This window comes from Mesorhizobium sp. M5C.F.Ca.IN.020.32.2.1, assembly GCF_004023105.1.
GTDB classification, from domain to species: Bacteria; Pseudomonadota; Alphaproteobacteria; order Rhizobiales; family Rhizobiaceae; genus Mesorhizobium; species Mesorhizobium wenxiniae.
In genome coordinates this window covers 1-19414 of sequence record NZ_RZSX01000014.1, presented here as the reverse complement: position 1 = coordinate 19414, position 19414 = coordinate 1, and the positions used below count along the sequence as shown (strand labels likewise).

General features: G+C 56.7%; 18 protein-coding genes and 1 pseudogene. 9 read left to right on the top strand and 10 right to left on the bottom strand.

Annotated features, from left to right (window positions below):
• The 9 genes from EOA86_RS01535 to ehuA all read left to right on the top strand — a co-directional run.
• Window positions 1–394: formyltransferase family protein (locus EOA86_RS01535; RefSeq protein WP_281035623.1), on the top strand; the 394-nt coding region annotated here is incomplete at its 5' end.
• Window positions 395–842: 448 nt separating this feature from the next.
• Window positions 843–2141, top strand: a complete 1299-nt coding sequence (gene ectB, locus EOA86_RS01530) for a diaminobutyrate--2-oxoglutarate transaminase (protein WP_091598723.1) — start codon at window positions 843–845, stop codon at window positions 2139–2141.
• Between the two features lie 173 nt (window positions 2142–2314).
• Window positions 2315–3856: an aldehyde dehydrogenase family protein gene (locus EOA86_RS01525; RefSeq protein WP_091598720.1), complete on the top strand. Its 1542-nt coding sequence runs from the start codon at window positions 2315–2317 to the stop codon at window positions 3854–3856.
• Window positions 3857–4279: 423 nt separating this feature from the next.
• Complete coding sequence (locus tag EOA86_RS01520) at window positions 4280–5965, top strand: GMC family oxidoreductase N-terminal domain-containing protein (RefSeq protein WP_091598717.1); 1686 nt, start codon at window positions 4280–4282, stop codon at window positions 5963–5965.
• A gap of 282 nt (window positions 5966–6247) precedes the next feature.
• A complete protein-coding gene (locus tag EOA86_RS01515; protein WP_091598711.1) occupies window positions 6248–7039 on the top strand; it encodes an SDR family oxidoreductase in 792 nt (263 codons plus the stop codon).
• A 964-nt stretch (window positions 7040–8003) separates the two neighbouring features.
• Complete coding sequence (locus tag EOA86_RS01510; RefSeq protein WP_236473027.1) at window positions 8004–8888, top strand: transporter substrate-binding domain-containing protein; 885 nt, start codon at window positions 8004–8006, stop codon at window positions 8886–8888.
• A 79-nt stretch (window positions 8889–8967) separates the two neighbouring features.
• Complete coding sequence (ehuC, locus tag EOA86_RS01505; RefSeq protein ID WP_091598705.1) at window positions 8968–9639, top strand: ectoine/hydroxyectoine ABC transporter permease subunit EhuC; 672 nt, start codon at window positions 8968–8970, stop codon at window positions 9637–9639.
• Entirely contained in the window at window positions 9636–10304 is a 669-nt protein-coding gene (gene ehuD, locus EOA86_RS01500) for an ectoine/hydroxyectoine ABC transporter permease subunit EhuD (protein ID WP_091598702.1), read from the top strand. Before ehuC ends, ehuD begins: the two co-directional genes overlap by 4 nt.
• A gap of 107 nt (window positions 10305–10411) precedes the next feature.
• Window positions 10412–11188 (top strand): ectoine/hydroxyectoine ABC transporter ATP-binding protein EhuA, encoded by a 777-nt coding sequence (gene ehuA, locus EOA86_RS01495; RefSeq protein ID WP_280141226.1) that lies wholly within the window; start codon window positions 10412–10414, stop codon window positions 11186–11188.
• A 373-nt stretch (window positions 11189–11561) separates the two neighbouring features.
• Here the strand turns inward: ehuA and EOA86_RS01490 are convergent, their stop codons facing one another.
• From EOA86_RS01490 to EOA86_RS39870, 10 genes and pseudogenes are all read right to left on the bottom strand, one after another.
• Window positions 11562–12395 carry an aldo/keto reductase gene (locus tag EOA86_RS01490; protein ID WP_245497074.1) on the bottom strand — a complete coding sequence of 278 codons (834 nt, stop codon included), beginning with the start codon at window positions 12393–12395 and terminating at the stop codon, window positions 11562–11564.
• A 125-nt stretch (window positions 12396–12520) separates the two neighbouring features.
• Window positions 12521–13216 (bottom strand): 2-oxo acid dehydrogenase subunit E2, encoded by a 696-nt coding sequence (locus EOA86_RS01485; protein WP_091598696.1) that lies wholly within the window; start codon window positions 13214–13216, stop codon window positions 12521–12523.
• Window positions 13216–13452: a biotin/lipoyl-containing protein gene (locus tag EOA86_RS01480; protein ID WP_091598694.1), complete on the bottom strand. Its 237-nt coding sequence runs from the start codon at window positions 13450–13452 to the stop codon at window positions 13216–13218. Before EOA86_RS01480 ends, EOA86_RS01485 begins: the two co-directional genes overlap by 1 nt.
• A gap of 35 nt (window positions 13453–13487) precedes the next feature.
• Window positions 13488–14489 (bottom strand): pyruvate dehydrogenase complex E1 component subunit beta, encoded by a 1002-nt coding sequence (locus EOA86_RS01475; RefSeq protein WP_128340516.1) that lies wholly within the window; start codon window positions 14487–14489, stop codon window positions 13488–13490.
• A 21-nt stretch (window positions 14490–14510) separates the two neighbouring features.
• Window positions 14511–15428 carry a thiamine pyrophosphate-dependent dehydrogenase E1 component subunit alpha gene (locus EOA86_RS01470; protein WP_245497075.1) on the bottom strand — a complete coding sequence of 306 codons (918 nt, stop codon included), beginning with the start codon at window positions 15426–15428 and terminating at the stop codon, window positions 14511–14513.
• Between the two features lie 458 nt (window positions 15429–15886).
• Entirely contained in the window at window positions 15887–16348 is a 462-nt protein-coding gene (locus tag EOA86_RS01465; RefSeq protein ID WP_091598688.1) for a nuclear transport factor 2 family protein, read from the bottom strand.
• A gap of 183 nt (window positions 16349–16531) precedes the next feature.
• Window positions 16532–17701: an amidohydrolase gene (locus EOA86_RS01460; RefSeq protein WP_091598685.1), complete on the bottom strand. Its 1170-nt coding sequence runs from the start codon at window positions 17699–17701 to the stop codon at window positions 16532–16534.
• Window positions 17702–18228: 527 nt separating this feature from the next.
• On the bottom strand, window positions 18229–18489 hold the full coding sequence (locus EOA86_RS41110) for a DUF3363 domain-containing protein (RefSeq protein ID WP_280141224.1): 261 nt from the start codon (window positions 18487–18489) through the stop codon (window positions 18229–18231).
• A gap of 91 nt (window positions 18490–18580) precedes the next feature.
• Window positions 18581–19135: a DUF3363 domain-containing protein gene (locus tag EOA86_RS41105; protein WP_268931336.1), complete on the bottom strand. Its 555-nt coding sequence runs from the start codon at window positions 19133–19135 to the stop codon at window positions 18581–18583.
• A 100-nt stretch (window positions 19136–19235) separates the two neighbouring features.
• Window positions 19236–19414, bottom strand: a pseudogene (locus EOA86_RS39870) (AAA family ATPase); the annotation flags it as partial.

Genomic DNA, 19414 nt, shown 5'->3' with positions numbered 1-19414 from the left:
CGTCGTGCTCGCGCGATACATGCAAATACTCTCCGATGCGCTCTGCCAGAAGATGTCCGGCCGGATCATCAACATTCATCATTCATTCCTGCCGTCCTTCAAGGGCGCCAACCCCTACAAACAGGCTTTCGAGCGCGGCGTGAAGCTGATTGGCGCTACGGCGCATGACGTTACCGCTGATCTCGATGAGGGTCCGATCATCGAGCAAGACGTTGCCCGTATCACACATGCGCAGAGCACTGAGAATTACGTTTCCATCGGCCGCGATGTGGAAAGCCAAGTATTGGCCCGCGCTATCCACGCGCATATCCACTATCGCACCTTCATCAATGGGAACCGAACCGTCGTTTTCCCGGCAAGCCCCGGTTCTCACCGTTCCGAAAGGATGGGCTGAGATGGCATCCGGATTGACGGAAAGGAGATCGCGGAATTAATCACCAATTGCCATGACAAACGCGGCGTCATCGATTGAACGAGGAGACCGGCGTCAAACCTGCTCTGTCGTGATCAGGCATGCGCGTTCGAACCTCGTTTGGGTCTTTGCCCAATCGCAAGCTGATCGCTTCGGCATCATCGGAGGCGTCGCGCTCGGCTTCCTCACGGAGATCCTTAGCGAGCCATCCGCCCGTTTGGTAGCTGGCCAACCCGGCACAACGAGCCAAATTGTTCGAAATCTGCGCAACCGGCTATAGAACGCTGATTTCCTGCGGTTACCGGTCGATATTTCGCTCAACCCGGGCTGCGGGACCCGGTATGTTACAAGAAACGGCACTGGCCGTCCTCTTCACATTTGAACCGGCCACTAGCCTTACAGGCTGCCCAACTCGAAGGAGTCCGCCTTTATGAACCAGATTGCCAAAGATGTTAGCCTCGCACTCTTCGACCGCTTGGAGTCTGAAGTGCGTAGCTACGTCCGCTCATTTCCGGTCCTATTCGATCGGGGTGTTGGCACGACACTCACAGCGGCAGACGGTCAGGAATACTTAGATTTCTTCGGTGGAGCGGGTGCGCTCAACTACGGCCATAACAACCCAGCCTTTAAGCAGGCGTTGCTAGACTATATTGAGCGCGATGGCATCGTGCACAGCCTTGATCTCGCTACAACAGCCAAGAAGGGATTTATTGAAGCTTTCGAGCGCTATATCCTGAAGCCGCGTGGCCTGACATACAAGCTGCAGTTCACGGGTCCTACAGGTGCCAATGCCGTGGAGGCGGCGCTGAAGCTGGCTCGTCAGGTAACGGGCCGGTCAAATATTGTGTCGTTTACGGGGTCGTATCACGGGGTCAGCGCCGGATCGTTGGCGGCCACCGGCAATAAAGATATGAGGGCAGCCGCGGGCTTTCCGCTGGCCCACGTGACGTCGTTGCCATACGAGGGTTATCTCGGGGAATCATTCGACACGATCGACTATCTTGAGAAGCTTCTCGCCGATCCGTCAAGCGGTTTTGATACCCCTGCCGCGGTGATCCTCGAGGCAGTTCAAGGCGAAGGAGGTATCAATCCTGCCAGTGTTGAATGGTTGCGGCGGTTGCGTGAGCTAACTTCGCGGCATGGGATTGTATTGATCCTGGATGACATCCAGGCTGGTGTCGGACGCACGGGGAAGTTTTTCAGCTTCGAACCATCTGGCATCGTGCCAGACATCGTTACCTTGTCCAAGTCGTTGTCGGCATACGGGACGCCGATGGCTCTTGTTCTAATCAAGCCCGACCTGGACGTTTGGAAGCCCGCCGCCCATACCGGGACATTCCGGGGCAACAATTTGGCTTTCGTCACTGCTCGCGCGGCACTTGAAACTTACTGGTCCGATTCAAAGTTTGAGGATGAGATTGCGCGGAAATCTGAGATCCTAGCTACCGAGCTTGCATCTATTGCCGCCGATCACCAAGGACTCGGGCTGAGCGTACGAGGCCGCGGCCTGATGTATGGGCTCGTTTCACCAAAGGATCACTCATTGCCTGCGCGCGTTTCGAAGGAGGCCTTCGCTCGACGTTTGGTCTTAGAAACCGCTGGTTCATATGGTGAAGTACTAAAGTTCATGCCGGCCCTCACTATAGCCGAGGCTGATCTGCGTCGGGGCTTGTCAATCATCCGCGACTGCGTACGAACGGTGCAGGACAGCACGGCGGCAAGTAGCTGACAGAAGAGGCGTACGACAAAAGCAGCACCGATCGGTCTGCATTTGTCTTCGCAGGTCAGTTCGATGCTCAGGCAGTCCGAATGCGTTTCCGCTTTGGCATCGCCAAACCATACGGACTGTGCCGCACGTCAGTACTTCTGCGTGGATGATAGGTAAGTGTGGAGGATTTTTCGATGGCTGGCGCAGAAGTAGTCAAGAATTATATAGACGGAGAGTGGAGAGATTCTTCGTCCGGCGGACGGATTGAGGTTGATGACCCCTCTAATGGGGAGACCATTGCGGTCGTTGCGGAGGCGGGACCTGAAGAAGTTCATCTCGCCGTTGCTGCCGCCAACCGCGTTTTTCGCGACCGCGTTCTGATAGACATGCATCCCTACGACCGGGGACAAATGCTATTTCGTGTGGCAGACGCGCTCGAGGCGCGGAGCGAGGAGATCGCGACCATTAACTGCATCGAGACGGGCAAGGCGTTGGATCTTGCCCGGGGTGAGGTTCGCACAGCTATACGCTACCTTCGCTACTATGCCGGCCTGGCCGATAAGCTTGAAGGTCGATCGATCCCTCGCGGCGCCGAGTTTGTCGACTACACCGTCAGGAGCCCCTTCGGTGTGTCGGCCCAGATCGTGCCCTGGAATGGCCCTCTTGAACTAATGGCTCGTTCGCTTGCTTGCGCCATTGCCACTGGCAACTCAGTCGTGGTGAAGTCTCCGGAATTGGCACCCCTGTCTGGGGTCGAGTTTGCGCGCGCCTGTGAAACCGCGGGGTTGCCTGCCGGAGCCGTAAATGTGATCACCGGTTACGGCCAGACCGCTGGCCAAGCGCTGATCGAGCATCCCGATGTTCGTCACATCGTCTTCACGGGATCCACGGCAACTGGGCGAACGGTGCTCAAGGCCGCCTCGGAACGCATCGTTCCCTGTATCATGGAACTGGGCGGCAAGTCAGCTGCAGTCGTGTATTCCGACGCGGATCTCGATGCCGTGGTAGACGCGGTGCGTATCGGAACCTATTTGAACGCCGGCCAGAATTGCAACAACTTAACAAGACTGCTCGTCCAACGATCGATCGCAGACGAATTATTGGAGAAAGTGAAGGTTTGCGTCGAAGGATTAACCGTTGGTCCGGGGCGAGAAAATTGTGACCTCACACCCATGATCTCCAAGAAGCAGCGCAAGGGGGTCACGGAAGCGTGTGAGATTGCCCTTTTGGAGGGGGCACGGGCGGTAACCGGTGGAGCCGCACTTTCGGAGCGGAGCGGCTATTTCATGGCCGCTACTGTTTTTGCAGATGTCACGCGAGACAGTAATCTCTTCCAGAAAGAAGTATTCGGTCCCGTTCTCGCGGTAACTGTTTTCGATGACCCAGCTACGGGGATCGAACTAGCCAACGATACCGATCAAGGGTTGGCAGCTGGCGTGTTCACGCGGGATATTGACCGTGCTCTGTGGTGCGCCGATCGCCTTTGGGCCGGCCAAGTGTACGTGAATGGGTGGTACGTCGGCGGCGTAGAAACACCGTTCGGGGGAGTGAAGCAGTCTGGCTACGGCCGGGAAAAGGGGCAGGAAGCACTTGATGGCTACGTCCAGACGAGAAATATCGGCATCCGAATCTCGCCGCCATCATCCGGTGAAGGCAGCAGGGCCCAGAGCCGCACCGTCACGCGCGATCAGGGACCTTCTCAGGCAATTGCGTTAAGCGATCTTGTTCAGCCGTAGCGGTGAGATAGGCCATCGATTGATTATTCCACCGAGCTAGAACTGCAAGAAGTCGAGATAATTGCGGCATGCTTCTCCGTGCTTTGCTCGCGTGGCGCCTTCGCGATGAATGCGTCGTGGCCACGCGCAATGCGCTAGCACGCACACTATCGGCAGCAGTGCGAGTTCGTGCAATCGCTCCCGAAAAAACTGAGGTCGTGTGCGGGTAAAACTCGCCCGCGTCTCGGTTGAGGCTGGGTTCGATGGTTATAAGACTCCTTCAGTGCTGGCGGGGGAAATTGGCATCTCTACGTAGGACTACAGCCGAAGAGCACATTCTGCGGACACCACAGAAGATTGCAGCTTCCCTGCTAATAACGGCTCTCTTTGCAGGTCTCACTGTGGAATTGTGCTTATTTTTCTCTCGCAAGATGGGAGGGGTCGTTGCTTTTCGACTATATAATTGTGGGTGGCGGCTCATCCGGATGCGTCATGGCCAACAGGTTGTCGGCCAATGGCAGTCGCGTCCTGCTCATAGAGGCTGGTCCTGACTTTCCCCCGCACGCTATCCCTGATGATATCCTCGATGGCAACCCTACGCGAGCTTACTATAACCAACGGTACCAATGGCCGTCGCTGACCGCAGCGGTTGCGCGAACTAGCAACCGACGTGTCCACTATGAGCAAGCTCGTGTCATTGGAGGAGGCTCCAGTATCAACGCTCAGGTCGCTAACCGGGGCGGCCCTGCCGATTATGATGAGTGGGCGTCCACCGGGGCAACGGGTTGGGATTGGGAAGGCGTCCTGCCATATTTCCGCCGGCTTGAATGCGATCTGGACTTTCGCGATCGCTTCCACGGCAATAGCGGGCCGCTGCCGATTAGCCGTGCCGATAAGGGAGAGTGGTCAGGGTTCGTCAACGCGGTGTCGACTGCTTTTGAAGACGAGAATATACCCTACCGGCCAGACTTCAACGGTGAGTTCCGCGATGGCCACTCAGTTGTTCCACTCACAAATCTCGCCCGTCGCCGCGTATCAGCTGCGATGGCCTATTTGCCAGAGAGTGTCCGCGCTCGGCCTAACCTAATAATATTGCCTGAGACCACGGTCGTAAAGTTAACCTTTTCGTGTCGCCAGGTAACGGGTGTGGATACTGATAGTAAAACTGGCCAACTATCCTATAGAGCTCAAACGGTGATCTTATGTGCTGGCGCTATTCATTCACCGGCGATATTGATGCGATCCGGGATTGGCCCAGGTAAGGCTCTATCAAAACTCGGTATTCAAGTCATCGCAGACGTTGAAGGGGTCGGAAAAAATCTGCAGGAGCACGCCGGGGTCGCCATATCGGCGTACTTGAAACCGAAGGATAGGATGTTGCCGACCGCGACAGGATATATCCAGATGCATGCTCGATATTCATCCGGTCACGACGGTTGCCCCCTTACCGATATGGCCGTCTCGGTTCTGGCAAAGTCTGCCTGGCATCCCGTTGGCCAACGTCTAGGGACGCTCAATTTCTGGGTTAATCGCGTCTACTCGACAGGAACTGTTTCGCTCGTAAGTCCCTCTCATCTCGCTGAGCCAGAAGTTAATTTTGACATGTTGAGCGACGAACGCGACGCGCAGCGGCTGAAAAGCGCGTTTAGATTCGTTGCACGACTGATCAATCACAAGGCTTTGGTGAATATTGCGCTGGACCCATTTCCTTCCACCTGGACCGGACGAGCAAAGCGCATAGGTAAGTACAACCGTTTGAACTACGGTCTCACATCCCTTCTCGCCGGGCTTATGGATAGTTCCTCGTCGCTTCGTCGAAGCCTTATCAGATTCGCAATCACAGATGGCCGCAGCATCTCAGACCTCCTAACCAACGACGAGCTTCTAGACCGCTTTGTTCGACAGAATGTTTTTGGGAACTTTCATCCAACTTCAACGTGCAGAATGGGATCTGCTCAGGATCCCACCAGCGTAACGGATCCGTCAGGCCGCGTTCATGGACTATCAGGTTTAAGAATCGCCGATGCGTCCGTGATGCCATTCTGCCCGCGAGCAAATACGAACATCCCTACGATTATGGTTGCCGAGAAGATGAGCGACGCCATACTGCACGAGCGGGAGCAGCAATGAAGGTGTAGGTTGTCAGGTAGAATTCGATATGATCTCCGGCCGGATCGCGTTGCTTGTTCCCGCGACATGTAACGCAAAAACCAGGGATCTCACCCGCATCTCGGCAGCCATGATCTATATCGAAAGGTCCAAATTGCTTGCGGCGGCCGCGACGCGCACGATCCTGGAAAAGCTCATATTCGGGTTGGCTCAGCTTGAGGTCCCGCTGTTATCGTGACCGTTGAGCATGTTAATTGATCGCACGTTTACACGAATACAGCTGCCAATTTGAGAGGGCATCAAATGCATAGAAGTACCCGAAGGGTTCTCGTCACTGCTGCCAGCAAAGGTCTAGGGTTCGCAATTGCAAATAGACTTGGGCAAGATGGAGCGCAGGTGGTCATTTGCGGGCGAAATCAGCCGGACTTGGATAAAGCTGTTGCCGAACTGAGGGACAAATCGAGATGCGAAGTTGCTCATGGTATCGTTGCAGATCTATCGCGACGATCAGATGTTGACACTTTGTTCGATCGTACACTCAATCTGTTGGGAGGCGTTGATTGCCTCGTCGTGAATTCTGGCCACGCGCCATACGGAACTATCGACACTTTAAGTGACGACGATTGGGATGAGTCATACGAGATGTTGCTACTGAGTGCAGTGCGGCTGTCGCGAGCCGCAGCCAAAGTGATGAAAGCGTCGGAGCGTGGGGGGGATATCGTCTATGTGACGTCGGCCGGTATCCACGAAGCGACCGACCACAGGGTTGCGTCGAATGTCATGCGAGCCGGGATAGCAGTAGTCGCCAAGCACCTTGCTGATACTCTTGCAGGAAGTGGCGTTCGCGTAAATGTTGTAGCGCCAGGATACTTTGACACCGGCAGGATGCGCAGGAGAATTGAGGAAATTATGGTTGACGAGGGACTCGATCGACAGTCCGCCACTGGAAGGATTGCTGCGGCCAATCCCTTGGGACGGATCGGAACAGCCAATGAGCTTGCGGAACTAATCGCATTCATTGTGGGGGACGGCGCGAGATATCTGAACGGAACAACAATAACGATGGACGGGGGCAGTAGCCGCCTGGTTGCGTAATCTGGTTAGCTGCTTTCGCGGAAGCGCACGTTTGGTAGCCTATCGATTGCGGGCGTCGCCGGTCTCAAAACGGTGGAGTCCAAAAGCGCGAGCCGATCTCTTAATCCTTAAGCCGTGTTCGGGGAGAGGGTGGTGACGCAGAATTCTGCGACCTACTGTAGATCGACGATACTCTCGTCCTGATCGGCTTCACGCCGGCGCATTCTACGCAAGCCGGCCAGTATTCCGAGCAATCGCCCGTTCACCCATCCCGCCTTATCCCAGTCGGGTTCTGATCTGCAGCCGGCCACGCTTGCAGATCGCAATCTGAGTGTCGTGGGCGGGGTGCAGAAGCTGCTGCGCAAACCCGCAGATTCAAAGACGGGGGGCGATCCTGGCGCGCGGCACGAGTGCCAACGGATATGAGGCTTTTCGGGACCCGCCTCTGCAACGCTCAAGGACCCGGACTCCCGCTTCACCCCGCGGCGGGGATAAGGGCGAGCCTGTCGGGGAGAAGCCCTTTTGGGCAAGGAAGAAAGCTCGCCTTATTCATATGATAATCACACCCCGTCCGGCGAACATCACGATGCGTTGCCGACGCCGTGATGCCGTGATCGAGGCAACGAGAAGATGGCGCCGCCTGACACCCGTGCGCGAGCGCCGGCTGCAGAACGAAGTGTAAAAGGTCATGCACATCGCGTACCCCACCTAAAAGCACGATCCACTGCTGCCGAACACGGCTTTGAGATGCGCCACCAGAGTGCCGGCCAAGGATGCCTAGTGGGAGATCACGATCGGCAGCCTCCCAATCCAACGGAGATGGCACAGAAGGCGTGAATGGCGCCTGAATCGCCGGTTTCCTGCGCCTACGGGCCAGATTCGCGCGAAATGGAGTGCTCTAAGCGTTATCATAACCGGCATGACGATGGGAAGACCGCTGTCCTCACCTGTTTAGTGGGGTAGCGCGAAAAACAAGGAGGAATCTATGATCAAGGATCAACACCCCACAGGCCCAACTGATCCCCTGAGACGTGCAGTTCTGAGGGGAATGGCCGCTCTCGGCATTACTGCGGTGGCGATGGCCTCGTTGGCTGGCTCCGCCTGGGCGGGGGCGCTGCTCGACAGAATCAAGAACGGCGGGCCGGTCCGCATCGGCTTCTCCACTGACACCGCATGGTCGTTCAAGGGAGAGAACAACGAGATGCTGGGCATCGGCAACGTTTTGGTGATGGAGCTCCTGAAGAAACTGGGGGCGACAAAGTTCGAACCAGTGGACATGGAGTGGGGATCGCTTATCCCCGCCATGCAGGGAGGCCGGATCGATGTGATCACCAGTGCGATGTTCGTTTTGCCTCAGCGCTGCCGCAACGTGCTATTCACTAATCCGTTCGGGACGGTCTACGGCGGTCTTGTGGTACCCAAAGGCAACCCCAAAGGGGTGCATTCCTTGCCAGATATTCGTGACAAGGGGCTGATCTTTGTTACTGGTGCCGGATATGCCGACGTGAAAAGAGCGCAAGACACCGGCATCCCAGACGATAAGATCATGCAGGTCGCCGGTTATGTAGAAATAGCCCAGGCAGTCAAGTCTGGTCGCGCCGATGCCGGGGGTGGTGAATATCTGGGAATCAAAGGCGCGATCCGCAACGATGATTCACTCGAGCTCGCCGACCCTTTCAAACCAAACTATAAACCCGGCTATCCTGCGTTCGCATTCCCTCAAGGCGAGCAGGACACAGTCGACGCAATCAACGAGGTGATGAAGGATTATATCGGCTCTGATGAGATGATGTCATTGGTCAGCAAGTACGGATACGATAAGTCGCTTTTGCCGGACGGGAGCAAGACTGCCGATCTCTGCAAATCGTAAGGCTTAGCATAACCGTTCCTCTCAAATCCTGGTGCGTCTCCCCGGCCTCGGCCGGGGAGCGTAAAAACTGGATAGAAACATGGACGAATTCTCTCTTAACTTCAGCGTTTTAGCGCTCGCCCACGGTCTCCTGATCACCGTTGTCGTAACCATCGGGGCTTCTCTGGTTGCAGTGGTGCTCGGGCTTATTGCCGGTTTAATTCGGGTCTCCTCCCTTTGGCCGCTGCGATGGTTAGCCGTTGCCTATCTCGAATTCTTTCGCGGAACTTCGCTGCTGGTGCAAGTTTACTTGTTGTTCTTTGTGCTGCCTTTCTTTGGCGTTGCTCTTTCGCCGTGGGCAGTCGCCATCTTCGGCATTGGCATGAACTACTCTGCCTACCTCGCCGAGGTGGTGCGTGCCGCAATCCAGGCTGTCGACCGCGGCCAATATGAAGCGAGTACTGCGCTCAACTTCCCGCGCCTCACCATGATGCGCCGCATCGTAGTGCCACAGGCGATCCGGAGTATGCTACCGCCCTCGGGCAACCTGCTGATCGAGCTGCTTAAGTCGACCTCGCTCGTCTTCTTCATCACCATTACCGAGTTCACCACCGCCTCCAAGCTGGCAGCCGACGCCACCGGCAACTACCTGCTGTTCTTCGCGGTGGCGCTGTTTGGCTACTACTTCATCGCGCGTGCGCTGATCACTCCCCTCGTGCGGTGGTTGGAGCGCCGTCTCTCAAGTGGCTTCGTGCGGGAGGCCCTGGTATGAGCAAATGGGACTGGTCCTACGTCTGGGAAGCGTTGCCGTATCTCTATCGCGGCGCGATCGTCACGGTTCAGGCCACGGTACTGAGCTTCGCAATCGCTCTGGTGCTAGGCCTAATCATCGCGCTGATCCGCCAGTCGCCGAACCGCTACGTGTCTACAGCCATGACAGAGGTTGTGGAGTTCATCCGCTCCACGCCTCTGCTGCTGCAGGTGTTCTTCGTCTATTTCGTCGGACCGCAATTCGGCATCCTCATCCCCGCCTGGACCGCCGGCATCAGCATGCTCGGCATCCACTACGCCGCTTATTGCTCAGAGGTGTATCGCGCCGGCATCCTGGCGGTTGAAGAAGGCCAGTGGGAGGCCTGCACGGCGCTCAATCTGTCGCGAATCCGAACCTGGCGCACCATCATTCTGCCGCAGGCGATCCCTCCCATTGTGCCTGCCCTGGGCAACTACTTTGTCGGAATGTTCAAGGAAACGCCGATCTTGGCGGCCATCGCCATCCTGGAGATGTTGCAGCAGGCGAAGATTTTCGGCGCCAATAACTACCGCTACACCGAGGCCATTGTCATGGTCGGCTTCTTCTTTCTCGTGTTCAGTCTGGCCGCTTCTGCGATCGTGCAGTCGGTGAGCATCTGGCTCAACCGCCGCTATCGGCTGCAATAGGAGGTATTGTCATGAACGAACCCAGAATCCGCTTCGAAAACGCCGCAAAAAGTTATGGGTCGCTGACCGTGCTGGACAATCCCGAGACCGCGTGCAACGAGAAAGTCATGAACGAACCCATGGTCCGCTTCGAAAACGTTACAAAGCGCTATGGCGCGCTAACCGTGCTCGACGAGCTCAATCTCGACATCGCCCGTAACGAGAAGGTTTGCATAATCGGTCCTTCGGGCTCTGGCAAGACCACAGTCCTGCGCATGCTCATGACGCTGGAACAAATCCAAGGAGGAGTGATTTGGGTCGATGGAGAGCCGCTCACCCACATGCAGAAGAATGGCCATTTGGTCCCTGCGAGTGACCGGCATCTCCGGCGTGTCCGCAGCAAGATCGGCATGGTGTTCCAGCACTTCAATCTCTTTCCCCACATGACGGCGCTGCAAAACTGCATGGAGGCTCCGGTTTCCGTGCTCGGGCTGCCGAAGAAGCAGGCGGAGGAGCGCGCCGCCGAACTGCTCGACATGGTGGGGCTCAGCGACAAGAGGAATCACTTTCCGATCCAACTTTCCGGCGGACAGAAGCAGCGCGTGGCGATCGCTCGTGCGCTTGCCATGCGGCCCAAGGTGATGCTGTTCGACGAGGTGACTTCGGCGCTCGACCCAGAGCTGATCGGAGAGGTGCTCAACGTCATCCGCAAGCTCGGCGCCGAGCATGACCTCACCATGCTCATGGTCACGCACCAGATGGGCTTCGCCAAGGAGTTTTCCGACCGCGTCTGTTTTTTCTACGGCGGCAAGATCGTCGAGCAGGGCCCGCCCGATCAGCTCTTGGGCAACCCGCAGAACGAGCGGACGCGTCAGTTCCTCAGTGCCGTGCTGGAGGCGAGATAGCCGCGTACACCATAGTCGGCGGGCTGGTCAGGGAACACGGAGATCAGCGAAAGCGAACTATGCTGGCACCAGTGTTTTCTGCTGGCCGGGCATTATCGTGGTGTCGTGCGGCTGACGGCGGCACAGTTGCAGCACCCTTGGAAAGAGTCGACTGTATGATTCTAGCCAGATTCCGCAATATGGCGGCTCCCGCCCGTCCATTGCCATTTGTCGTTCCGTTCAGGTGCCACGCTGTTCACCCTATGGGTCAGGTCTCGCCGAAGTAACTTACTTAGGTCAGTTGGTTCGCTCTCATCCGGCAGTGTATGGCCGGAACTCACTTCGTGACGTTTTCAGCACCGCGACATAAATCCGGGTCGGGATGTCTTGGCTACTATCCAGGCTGGTCCCACTGCAGTGAGTCGCATTTCAACGAACCGAAATCTTCGATACGATGATTACGCGAACCCAGTCGCGAGATAGCCGTCATCTCGTAAGCGGAAAGCTCGAAGTCGAACAAGTCTATGTTTTCCGCCAGCCATTCCTTACGCTCGGCACGCGGAATGGCGACCACACCTTCCTGCTGAACATGCCATCGCAATACGATCTGCGCTGGGCTTTTGCCATGCCGCTTCGAGGCGGCCCCTATCACCTCCTCCTCGAACAAGGCTCCGCCTCGACCAAGTGGACAATAGGCGACCATCGCCATGCCGGCCGCGCGGCAGGCGACATGGAGCTTAGTCTGGTCAAGATAGGGATGATACTCGACTTGATTGGCCAAAAGTGGGGCGTCCGAGAGATGCACTGCCTCCGCAAGCAGGCCGCTGGGGAAGTTCGACACGCCGATATGCCGTGCCATCCCCGAATTGCGAACCGCGTTCAGAGCCTTGATGGAGCCCGTCAGCGGAATGGCCGGATTTGGCCAATGGATGAGCAGCAAGTCGACCGTGTCCATGCCGAGGCGTTTCAGGCTCTCTTCTGCCGATCGCTCTAAGTCACCGGGGGCGATATCAGGATAATGAACTTTGGTCGTGACGAAGATCTCGTCACGGGGTATCCCAGAAAATCGCAATCCTTCGCCGACCGCGCGTTCGTTCTTGTAGTATGCTGCGGTATCGATATGACGGTAACCGAGCAAGAGTGCGTCCGCCACCAACTCCGAACATGCTTCACCCATAAGCGTCCAAGTCCCAAGCCCGACCACGGGGATCGCCGTGCCGTTCACCATCGCGTTTAGCATAGGACCCTCCATCTTATCCGACGCCAGCGGTGTTTCCCTGCTACCGACAGAGCTGCGCCGCAGCTTCGCGCCACCTCAAGCTATTGAAGCGCGCCCTAACCGAATTTGGCCGCTCAAGCCGGCGCCAATCTTTCTGGATCTGAAACCACTTCGCGCAAGCTCCGCAAGAACTTGCTCGCTTCGGCTCCATCGACCGCGCGGTGATCAACTGACAGTGTGCACGTCAGGACGGTCGCCACTCTGGTATCGCCGAGTTGATCTGCCACGACTCGAGGGGAAGCGCTTCCTATAGCCAGAATGGCACATTGTGGTGCGTTTATGATGGCGTCGAACTGCTCGACCCCATAGCCGCCAAGATTCGATATGCTGAATGAACCGCCGGATATTTCACTAAGCTTGAGCGCATTGCGGACTGCTCGCTCTGCGAAATCCTTTACTTCTGCGGATATTTCTATCACTGACTTGGCTTCGGCACCGCGGACCACTGGAGTGGAAAGGCCACCCTCAACAGCGACTACTACCGAAATGTCAGCGCAGTGAAACCGGCGGATCGCCGTGTCCGTCATCTGGCAGTTTAGGGAGGGATTGTCGACCAACGAAATCGCAACCGCCTTGATGAGACAATCATTGAGAGAAATTTTTTTGGTCGGATCAATTTCGTTGAGTGCTGCCCGCCAACGCAAAAGGGCATCAACTTCTAGGTTAGCCACAAGGCGGAAGTGAGGAATCGTCTGAGTGGCCTTCGTCATTCGAGCGGCTATGGCCTTCCGCAATGGCGTTAGGGAGACTTCGGTGAAAGAGCCGGACATCAAGCGTCAATCGTTCCAATGACCGCGTTGATCTCTACCGTTGCACCTTCCGGTGCAACGATTGTCATCAAAATGCCGCTCGCGGGCGCTTCGATTTCTACCGTGGCCTTGGCAGTCTCGACTTCAACGACAATTTCGCCTTCACTGACCGCGTCGCCGACCTTCTTCAACCAGCGAACGATTGTAGCTTCCTCAATACCCATTCCACTGGACGGTAGGATAATGTCCGTTGTCATCTTTGCTTCCGATCTATTCAGAGTATTCGAGGATCTCAGAGCAGCCGCCGTACGGCGGCGATGATGCTATCCTTCGTCGGGTAGAAGTTCTTCTCGAGGGCCGGACTGAAGGGTACGTGAATGTCCGGAGCGCTCAGACGTAGAATCGGTCGCTTCAAAAGATCGAAAGCTTCTTCCGCCATCTCCGCAGCGATTTCACTTCCCACGTTACAGACGCGGTGAGCGTTCTCAACGATTACAAGCCTTCCGGTCTTGGCAACGGAAGTTTTGAACGTCTCATGGTCGAGCGGCTTCAACGTCCGTGGGTCAATCACTTCGACCGAAATACCTTCCGTGGCGAGCGCTTCGACTGCGTCCAGCGCCGGCCGAATGGCGCCTGCGATAGCGATAAGGGTAACATCGCTTCCCACGCGTTTCACATCCGCTTTGCCAATCGGGACTAAAAGGTCCGGATCTGTGGGCACATTTCCCTTGAGCGGCCACAGCCTTTTCTCTTCGAAGACGAGCACAGGATCGCCATCGCGAATCGCCGATTTCATAAGCCCTTTAATATCAGCGGGGCTGGTCGGGCTAATGATCTTAAGACCTGGCACATTCATGAAAAATGGATAGGGCCGGTCGGCATGCTGCGCCGCCATCGACCCCGTGGAGAACATACAGCAACGAATCACGATAGGAATGTCGATCTGGCCGCCAGTCATATACTGCAATTTCGAAGCCTGATTGATTATCTGATCTGAGGCGAGATAGGCAAAGCTGGCGAATTCGAGATCCACTATCGGTCGCAATCCGTTGATAGCAGCTCCGATTCCTACGCCGGTGAAACTGCCTTCCGAAATAGGCATGTCCCAAATCCGATGCTTGCCGAACCGTTCAACAAGCTTGTCACCCCCATAAACCGAGATGTCCTCTCCCATTAGAACGACCCGCTCATCGCGATCCATTTCCTCCATCTGCGCCTGCACAAGCGCTTCAAGGTAGGTCATCTGAACGTAGGGGGCGGGGGTAGTAGCTAGTATCTGCGCATCGCTGAGCATGTAGATCAATTCCTCTCGGGATTAGCTGCGCGCTGCCGCAACAGGCGAGTTAAACAGGTAGTCGGGCAACGTCTCCGGCCGAGGCAAAGGACTAGCCAAAGCAAAATTTACAGCCTGTTTTACGGCTTCGCTCACTTCCTCCTCGACTTCTCCAAGACTCCCTTTGTTTATGCCTTCTTCGAGGAGCACAGTCCGATACAGTTCGATGGGATCGCGATCGCGCTTGTAGGTGTCGACTTCTTCGATGGATCGATAAGGCTCCCCCGGGATGACCAGCCCGAAACTGTGCTCGTCGAACCGGTACGTGTTGGCTACTATGAGAGTGGGTCCCTCGCCCGCGCGAGCGCGTGTAACAGCCCGCGCTGTAGCTTCATAGACGGCGCCTACGTCCTGCCCATCAACCGTCACCCCTGGCATACCGTAGCCCGCTGCCCGCAGTGCAATGTCGGGCTGACCGTGGCTTCGCGCCACCGAGGTGGTGATTGCATAGCCGTTGTTCTCACAAAGATAGATGACAGGAAGCTTCCAGAGTGACGCCATATTCAGGCTCTCATGGAATGTGCCCTGGTTCACTGCTCCGTCGCCAAAGAAGCAAAGAGTAACCTGGTCGACGCCCCTCACCATTGCACTGAACGCGCAACCCGTGGCGAGAGGAATGCCCCCTCCGACGATGGCCGATTCGCTTATGATCCCGACCGATCTGTCTGCAAAGTGCATCGAACCCCCGCGCCCCTTGCAAATGCCGCCCTCCTTACCCATCACCTCGGCCATGAGAGCGTCCAAATGCGCACCCTTTCCGATCGGATGACCATGCGAACGATGTGTTCCCGTCATGGCGTCGTCGGCCCGAAGAGCCAAGCAGGACCCGACTATGGCTGCTTCCTGACCCATGCTCACGTGGAACGGACCAGGAATCTTGCCAGCTTTGAATTGGCGCATACCCTCCTCTTCGAACCGGCGGATACGGAGCATCCGCCGATAAGCTTCCAGTTTCTGATCACCGCTCAACTGCATGGCTCAAGCTCTCCTCTTCTTCAAAAAACAGATAAACATTTCACCAATATTGAATTTGCCGTGAGTGTCGACAGAATGCGTGCACGATGATCGATAGTCACCCCGGCAGACTGAGCTTGCACATTTGCTCGAAGATTTTTTTTCATACTTATGCTCTCGCTGCGAAGACCAACGCTGGACCCTTCGAATTCTCGCTTTAAACGACAGCAATCCGCTGAGTAGGCGCCGAAACCAGAGTATTCGCCTTCGGACCCCAATCGTGCGCTAATCCTCTGGCAAAAGTGCATTAAATCTGCGATTTCTTGAGATTTGCGCACCTAGACGCCGTTAGCCGTGGCTATGCCCGCCCTGCTAGGGGTGGTTGAACAGGCCCGCCGATTTTCCTATTCCTTGCCATCAATCTGATCAGGGGCATCTGCTACGATGCGCGCGGTCACGCTCGTAAGGGGACTCTGTCGTTTGCCGGCCTCTCCGCGCACCTCCGGTGCATCCATCGTGCGGTACATATGAAGTGTGTCGACGAAAGACTTGAACTCGACAATCTTTTTATCTCGGAATCTGAACATGTAGACGTAACAGTTGTTATAAGTGTTTCCGTTGGTCAGCCTCGCGCTGATCTCCCACTCTACCCAGACACGGTCGCCCTCCGCGACCATATCGCCGATGGTCGTCGTCACCGGTCCTACCGTCTTTAGGATTGATCCAAGCGCCTTCTTCTCGTACTCTTTCATCCATCCAGAGCACGGCATATCGCCAGAAAGGAAGCAGCGGCATTCCTTGTCAACAAGTTCCCACTCTCCGTCGAAGTATCGTAACGCGAGCGCCTTATTTTCTATTTCCGTCATTCGTTACATCCTTTTCGTCACGATTTGCGGCCACTACCATTTGAACAGCTGAGACTGACCTTTTCGTCTTTCCCATTCAGTAACCAGGCGGAAAAATTACTGAGGGACATACCCGCGCATGACTGTCCAGCAGATCACAACGCGTATCGTCCGGAACGTTTCGGCTACGACTCGGCCGTCAACTCAAGCCAGCGCGTTCTCGACAAGCTTGATCCAGAAGGATGTCCCGTACGGAATTGCCTCGTCGTTAAAATTATAGGCCGGGTGATGGAGTTGGGCGCTATCGCCATTGCCGCACCAAACGAAGGCACCTGGTCGTGCATTCGACAGGTGGCAGAAATCTTCGCCACCCATAACGGGTGGTGTCTCAATAACGTTGCCTTCACCAGCCACGTCGTTCGCCACCCTAGTTGCAAGCTCGGTTTGTTTGGGGTGATTGAAAGTAACAAGCTCGCCTTTCCCGAAAGTGAGATCAATCGTGGCTCCGGTCATCTGGGCAACTCCAGCGACGACCTCGCTTATACGCCTCTTGACAAGATCACGCACTTCCGGCGTCAGAGCGCGCATGCTCCCTAGCACCTCTGCTCTTTGCGTAACGAATCTCTGTGGAGTGCCCGAATGAACATAATGAAAAGAAATGCCCGCGGACTCTAGCGGATCAACGTTCTGAGCCAAGATTTGTTGTAAGGCCGTGATAAGCTGCGCGGCGACCAAGATTGAGTCGATGCATTTATGCGGCATTCCCGGATGGCCGCCGCGGCCTTCAATCTTGATCTCGATACCGTCTGTTGCTGCCATTACTGGACCTTGCCGGATACCGAAGGCACCAATCGGCAAACCCGGGCTAGTGTGCATGCCATAGACCTGCTCGATTTCGAAGCGCTCCATCAGGCCATCCTCAAGCATCGCGACCGCCCCTGTGCTGAGTTCTTCCGCCGGCTGGAAAATCATCACCGCCGTGCCGGCAAAATTCCGGGTTTCAGTCAGGTAGCGTGCCGCGCCCAACAGCATCGCAGTGTGCCCATCGTGGCCGCAGGCGTGCATGATGCCTTTGTTCCTAGAAGCGTAGGGCAGATCGGTTTCCTCCTCGATCGGCAGCGCATCCATGTCAGCGCGCAATCCGATGACTTTGAGTTTTCCATGGCTTCCGCCGCGCTTACCCCTAATTACGCCGACTACGCCTGTCTTGCCGACGCCGGTCACGACCTCGTCGCAGCCAAATTCGCGCAGGCGATCGGCGACGAAGGCCGACGTGCGATGCTCCTCAAATCCCAGTTCGGGATGCGCGTGAATCTCGCGACGCCAAGCGACGATATCCGGCAACAGATCGGCGACACGATTCAGGACAGGCATAGAATTTCCTCTTTTTCGGCTGCGTTAGGATGGACGCTTCGTCAGACTCGGCGGCCCCCGACGTTCCTTCACAACTATAACAGGGACTTGGTCTGCCGATTGGCGAATCGCACGCGAAAACGCAGCAAGCCAGCGATTTTGGCGGAGGGCGCGCACATATCCTGCAGCAAATCTGGACAGCTAAGTGTCCCATACGGCCACTCCCCGCGTAAACAGGTTGACGACGCGCCACACCAATGGAGCATTGACGAGCGATCGGCCAGCCGGCGACGAACAAAGGGTCGGCCTGAGCAATCCAAGTGGGTGTATGCCGCCCAACAACCCGTCAGGGTCACACCATGATCGAGATGCATTCGGTCCAAGCTGGGCCACTTGCCTCGATGGAGCGCGCCTTCATCGCGCTGCGCCCATCCAAGATGCTGTGGCTGAAGCTCAAGCGGCATAAGTAACTTTCTCGGCCGTCCCCCGCCAAACGCGCTATTGCCGGTCCAAGATGGTTGCTGAGGCATATCAATGAATCTGTGAGGTCATGCTACGAAACGCTCGGGCCGCTCCTTCGCAGCCCAATGGTCCATGAATCCCTCTTCCCGCATGAATTCCGGACACCACAACCTGCCGCTTAAGCACAGGCCGCCATGGCACACCAGCGTGAACTCGCGCGACTTTTCAATGACGGTATATTTTCCGCTGGCAAGCTCGACGGAGCGGCGGAGCGTACCCGCTACTCGTTCTCCGGATCGCAATTCAGCATAGGGCAGCAACTTCCCCTGACAGTCGGCCAACAACACGGTTCAGCTCTCGCTGGCGCAGGATCGAAAGCATGTTGGCGCGATAGACGATCCGATCCTGCTCTTCATTCGCGAGACCCTGCGCGATCAGTCACTGCCGCCGACGGGCTTGCGCCTCCTGGACCTCACGCCCGAACCCAGAGTCGCGCAACGCCTCCGGTCTCTCGGCAACCAGGTCCCGGTCGAGCCAGGTGGCGCCGTCGAAGCTGACTTGGAGCTCCAGCGGCATTGATGAGAGCTTGTCGATAACGACAGGCACGGCCCTGGCCCGCTGGCGCCCATAATCGGTGACGCGCTCGAGATGGTCCGGCGCGACGAGCCAGGTGCCGTCCGGCTCTCGCTCGACGCCGCCGGTCGCGCGGCGGATCGCCTCCAGCCGCCGAACATGCGTTTGCGCAAAGCTCTCGGTGACGGATGGATCATGCTTCAGGTGGATATCGACGTTGCAGCGCCCCCCATGGGCAGCGGCGATGTCGGCGACGGTGCGATCAACCTGCCTCGGCTCGGTGTTCCTTGGCGCGACACGCACGAAGCAGCCGTCGGGCATCGGTTCTATCGGCTTGCCTCTGCCGATGTCGATCCCATGGCTTTTACCGTCGACGCCGTCGACGATCAGATAATGCCGGTCATTGATTTCGTCGACCAATCCAGCGCGACAAGGCGGCCGACGAGAGACTGGACAGGCTTTTCATTGCCGCTTGAATTTTCTCCAGAAGTGCCGAAGTAAAATTCCCCAGTTTGGCCGGTCAGGGCGTCGCGGCGGGGTGTCCATTTTTCGGCGGCCGGCCGCGCGCGATGGTGGGTTGAGGGTTGGCGGAGTGATGGCGGCTTTTGATCGCAGGTGCTCCGGTATCAGTTCGGCGTGTTGCCGGAGCCGATAGCTCGATCCCTCGATCTGGACGACAACCGACTGGGGGAGCAGGCG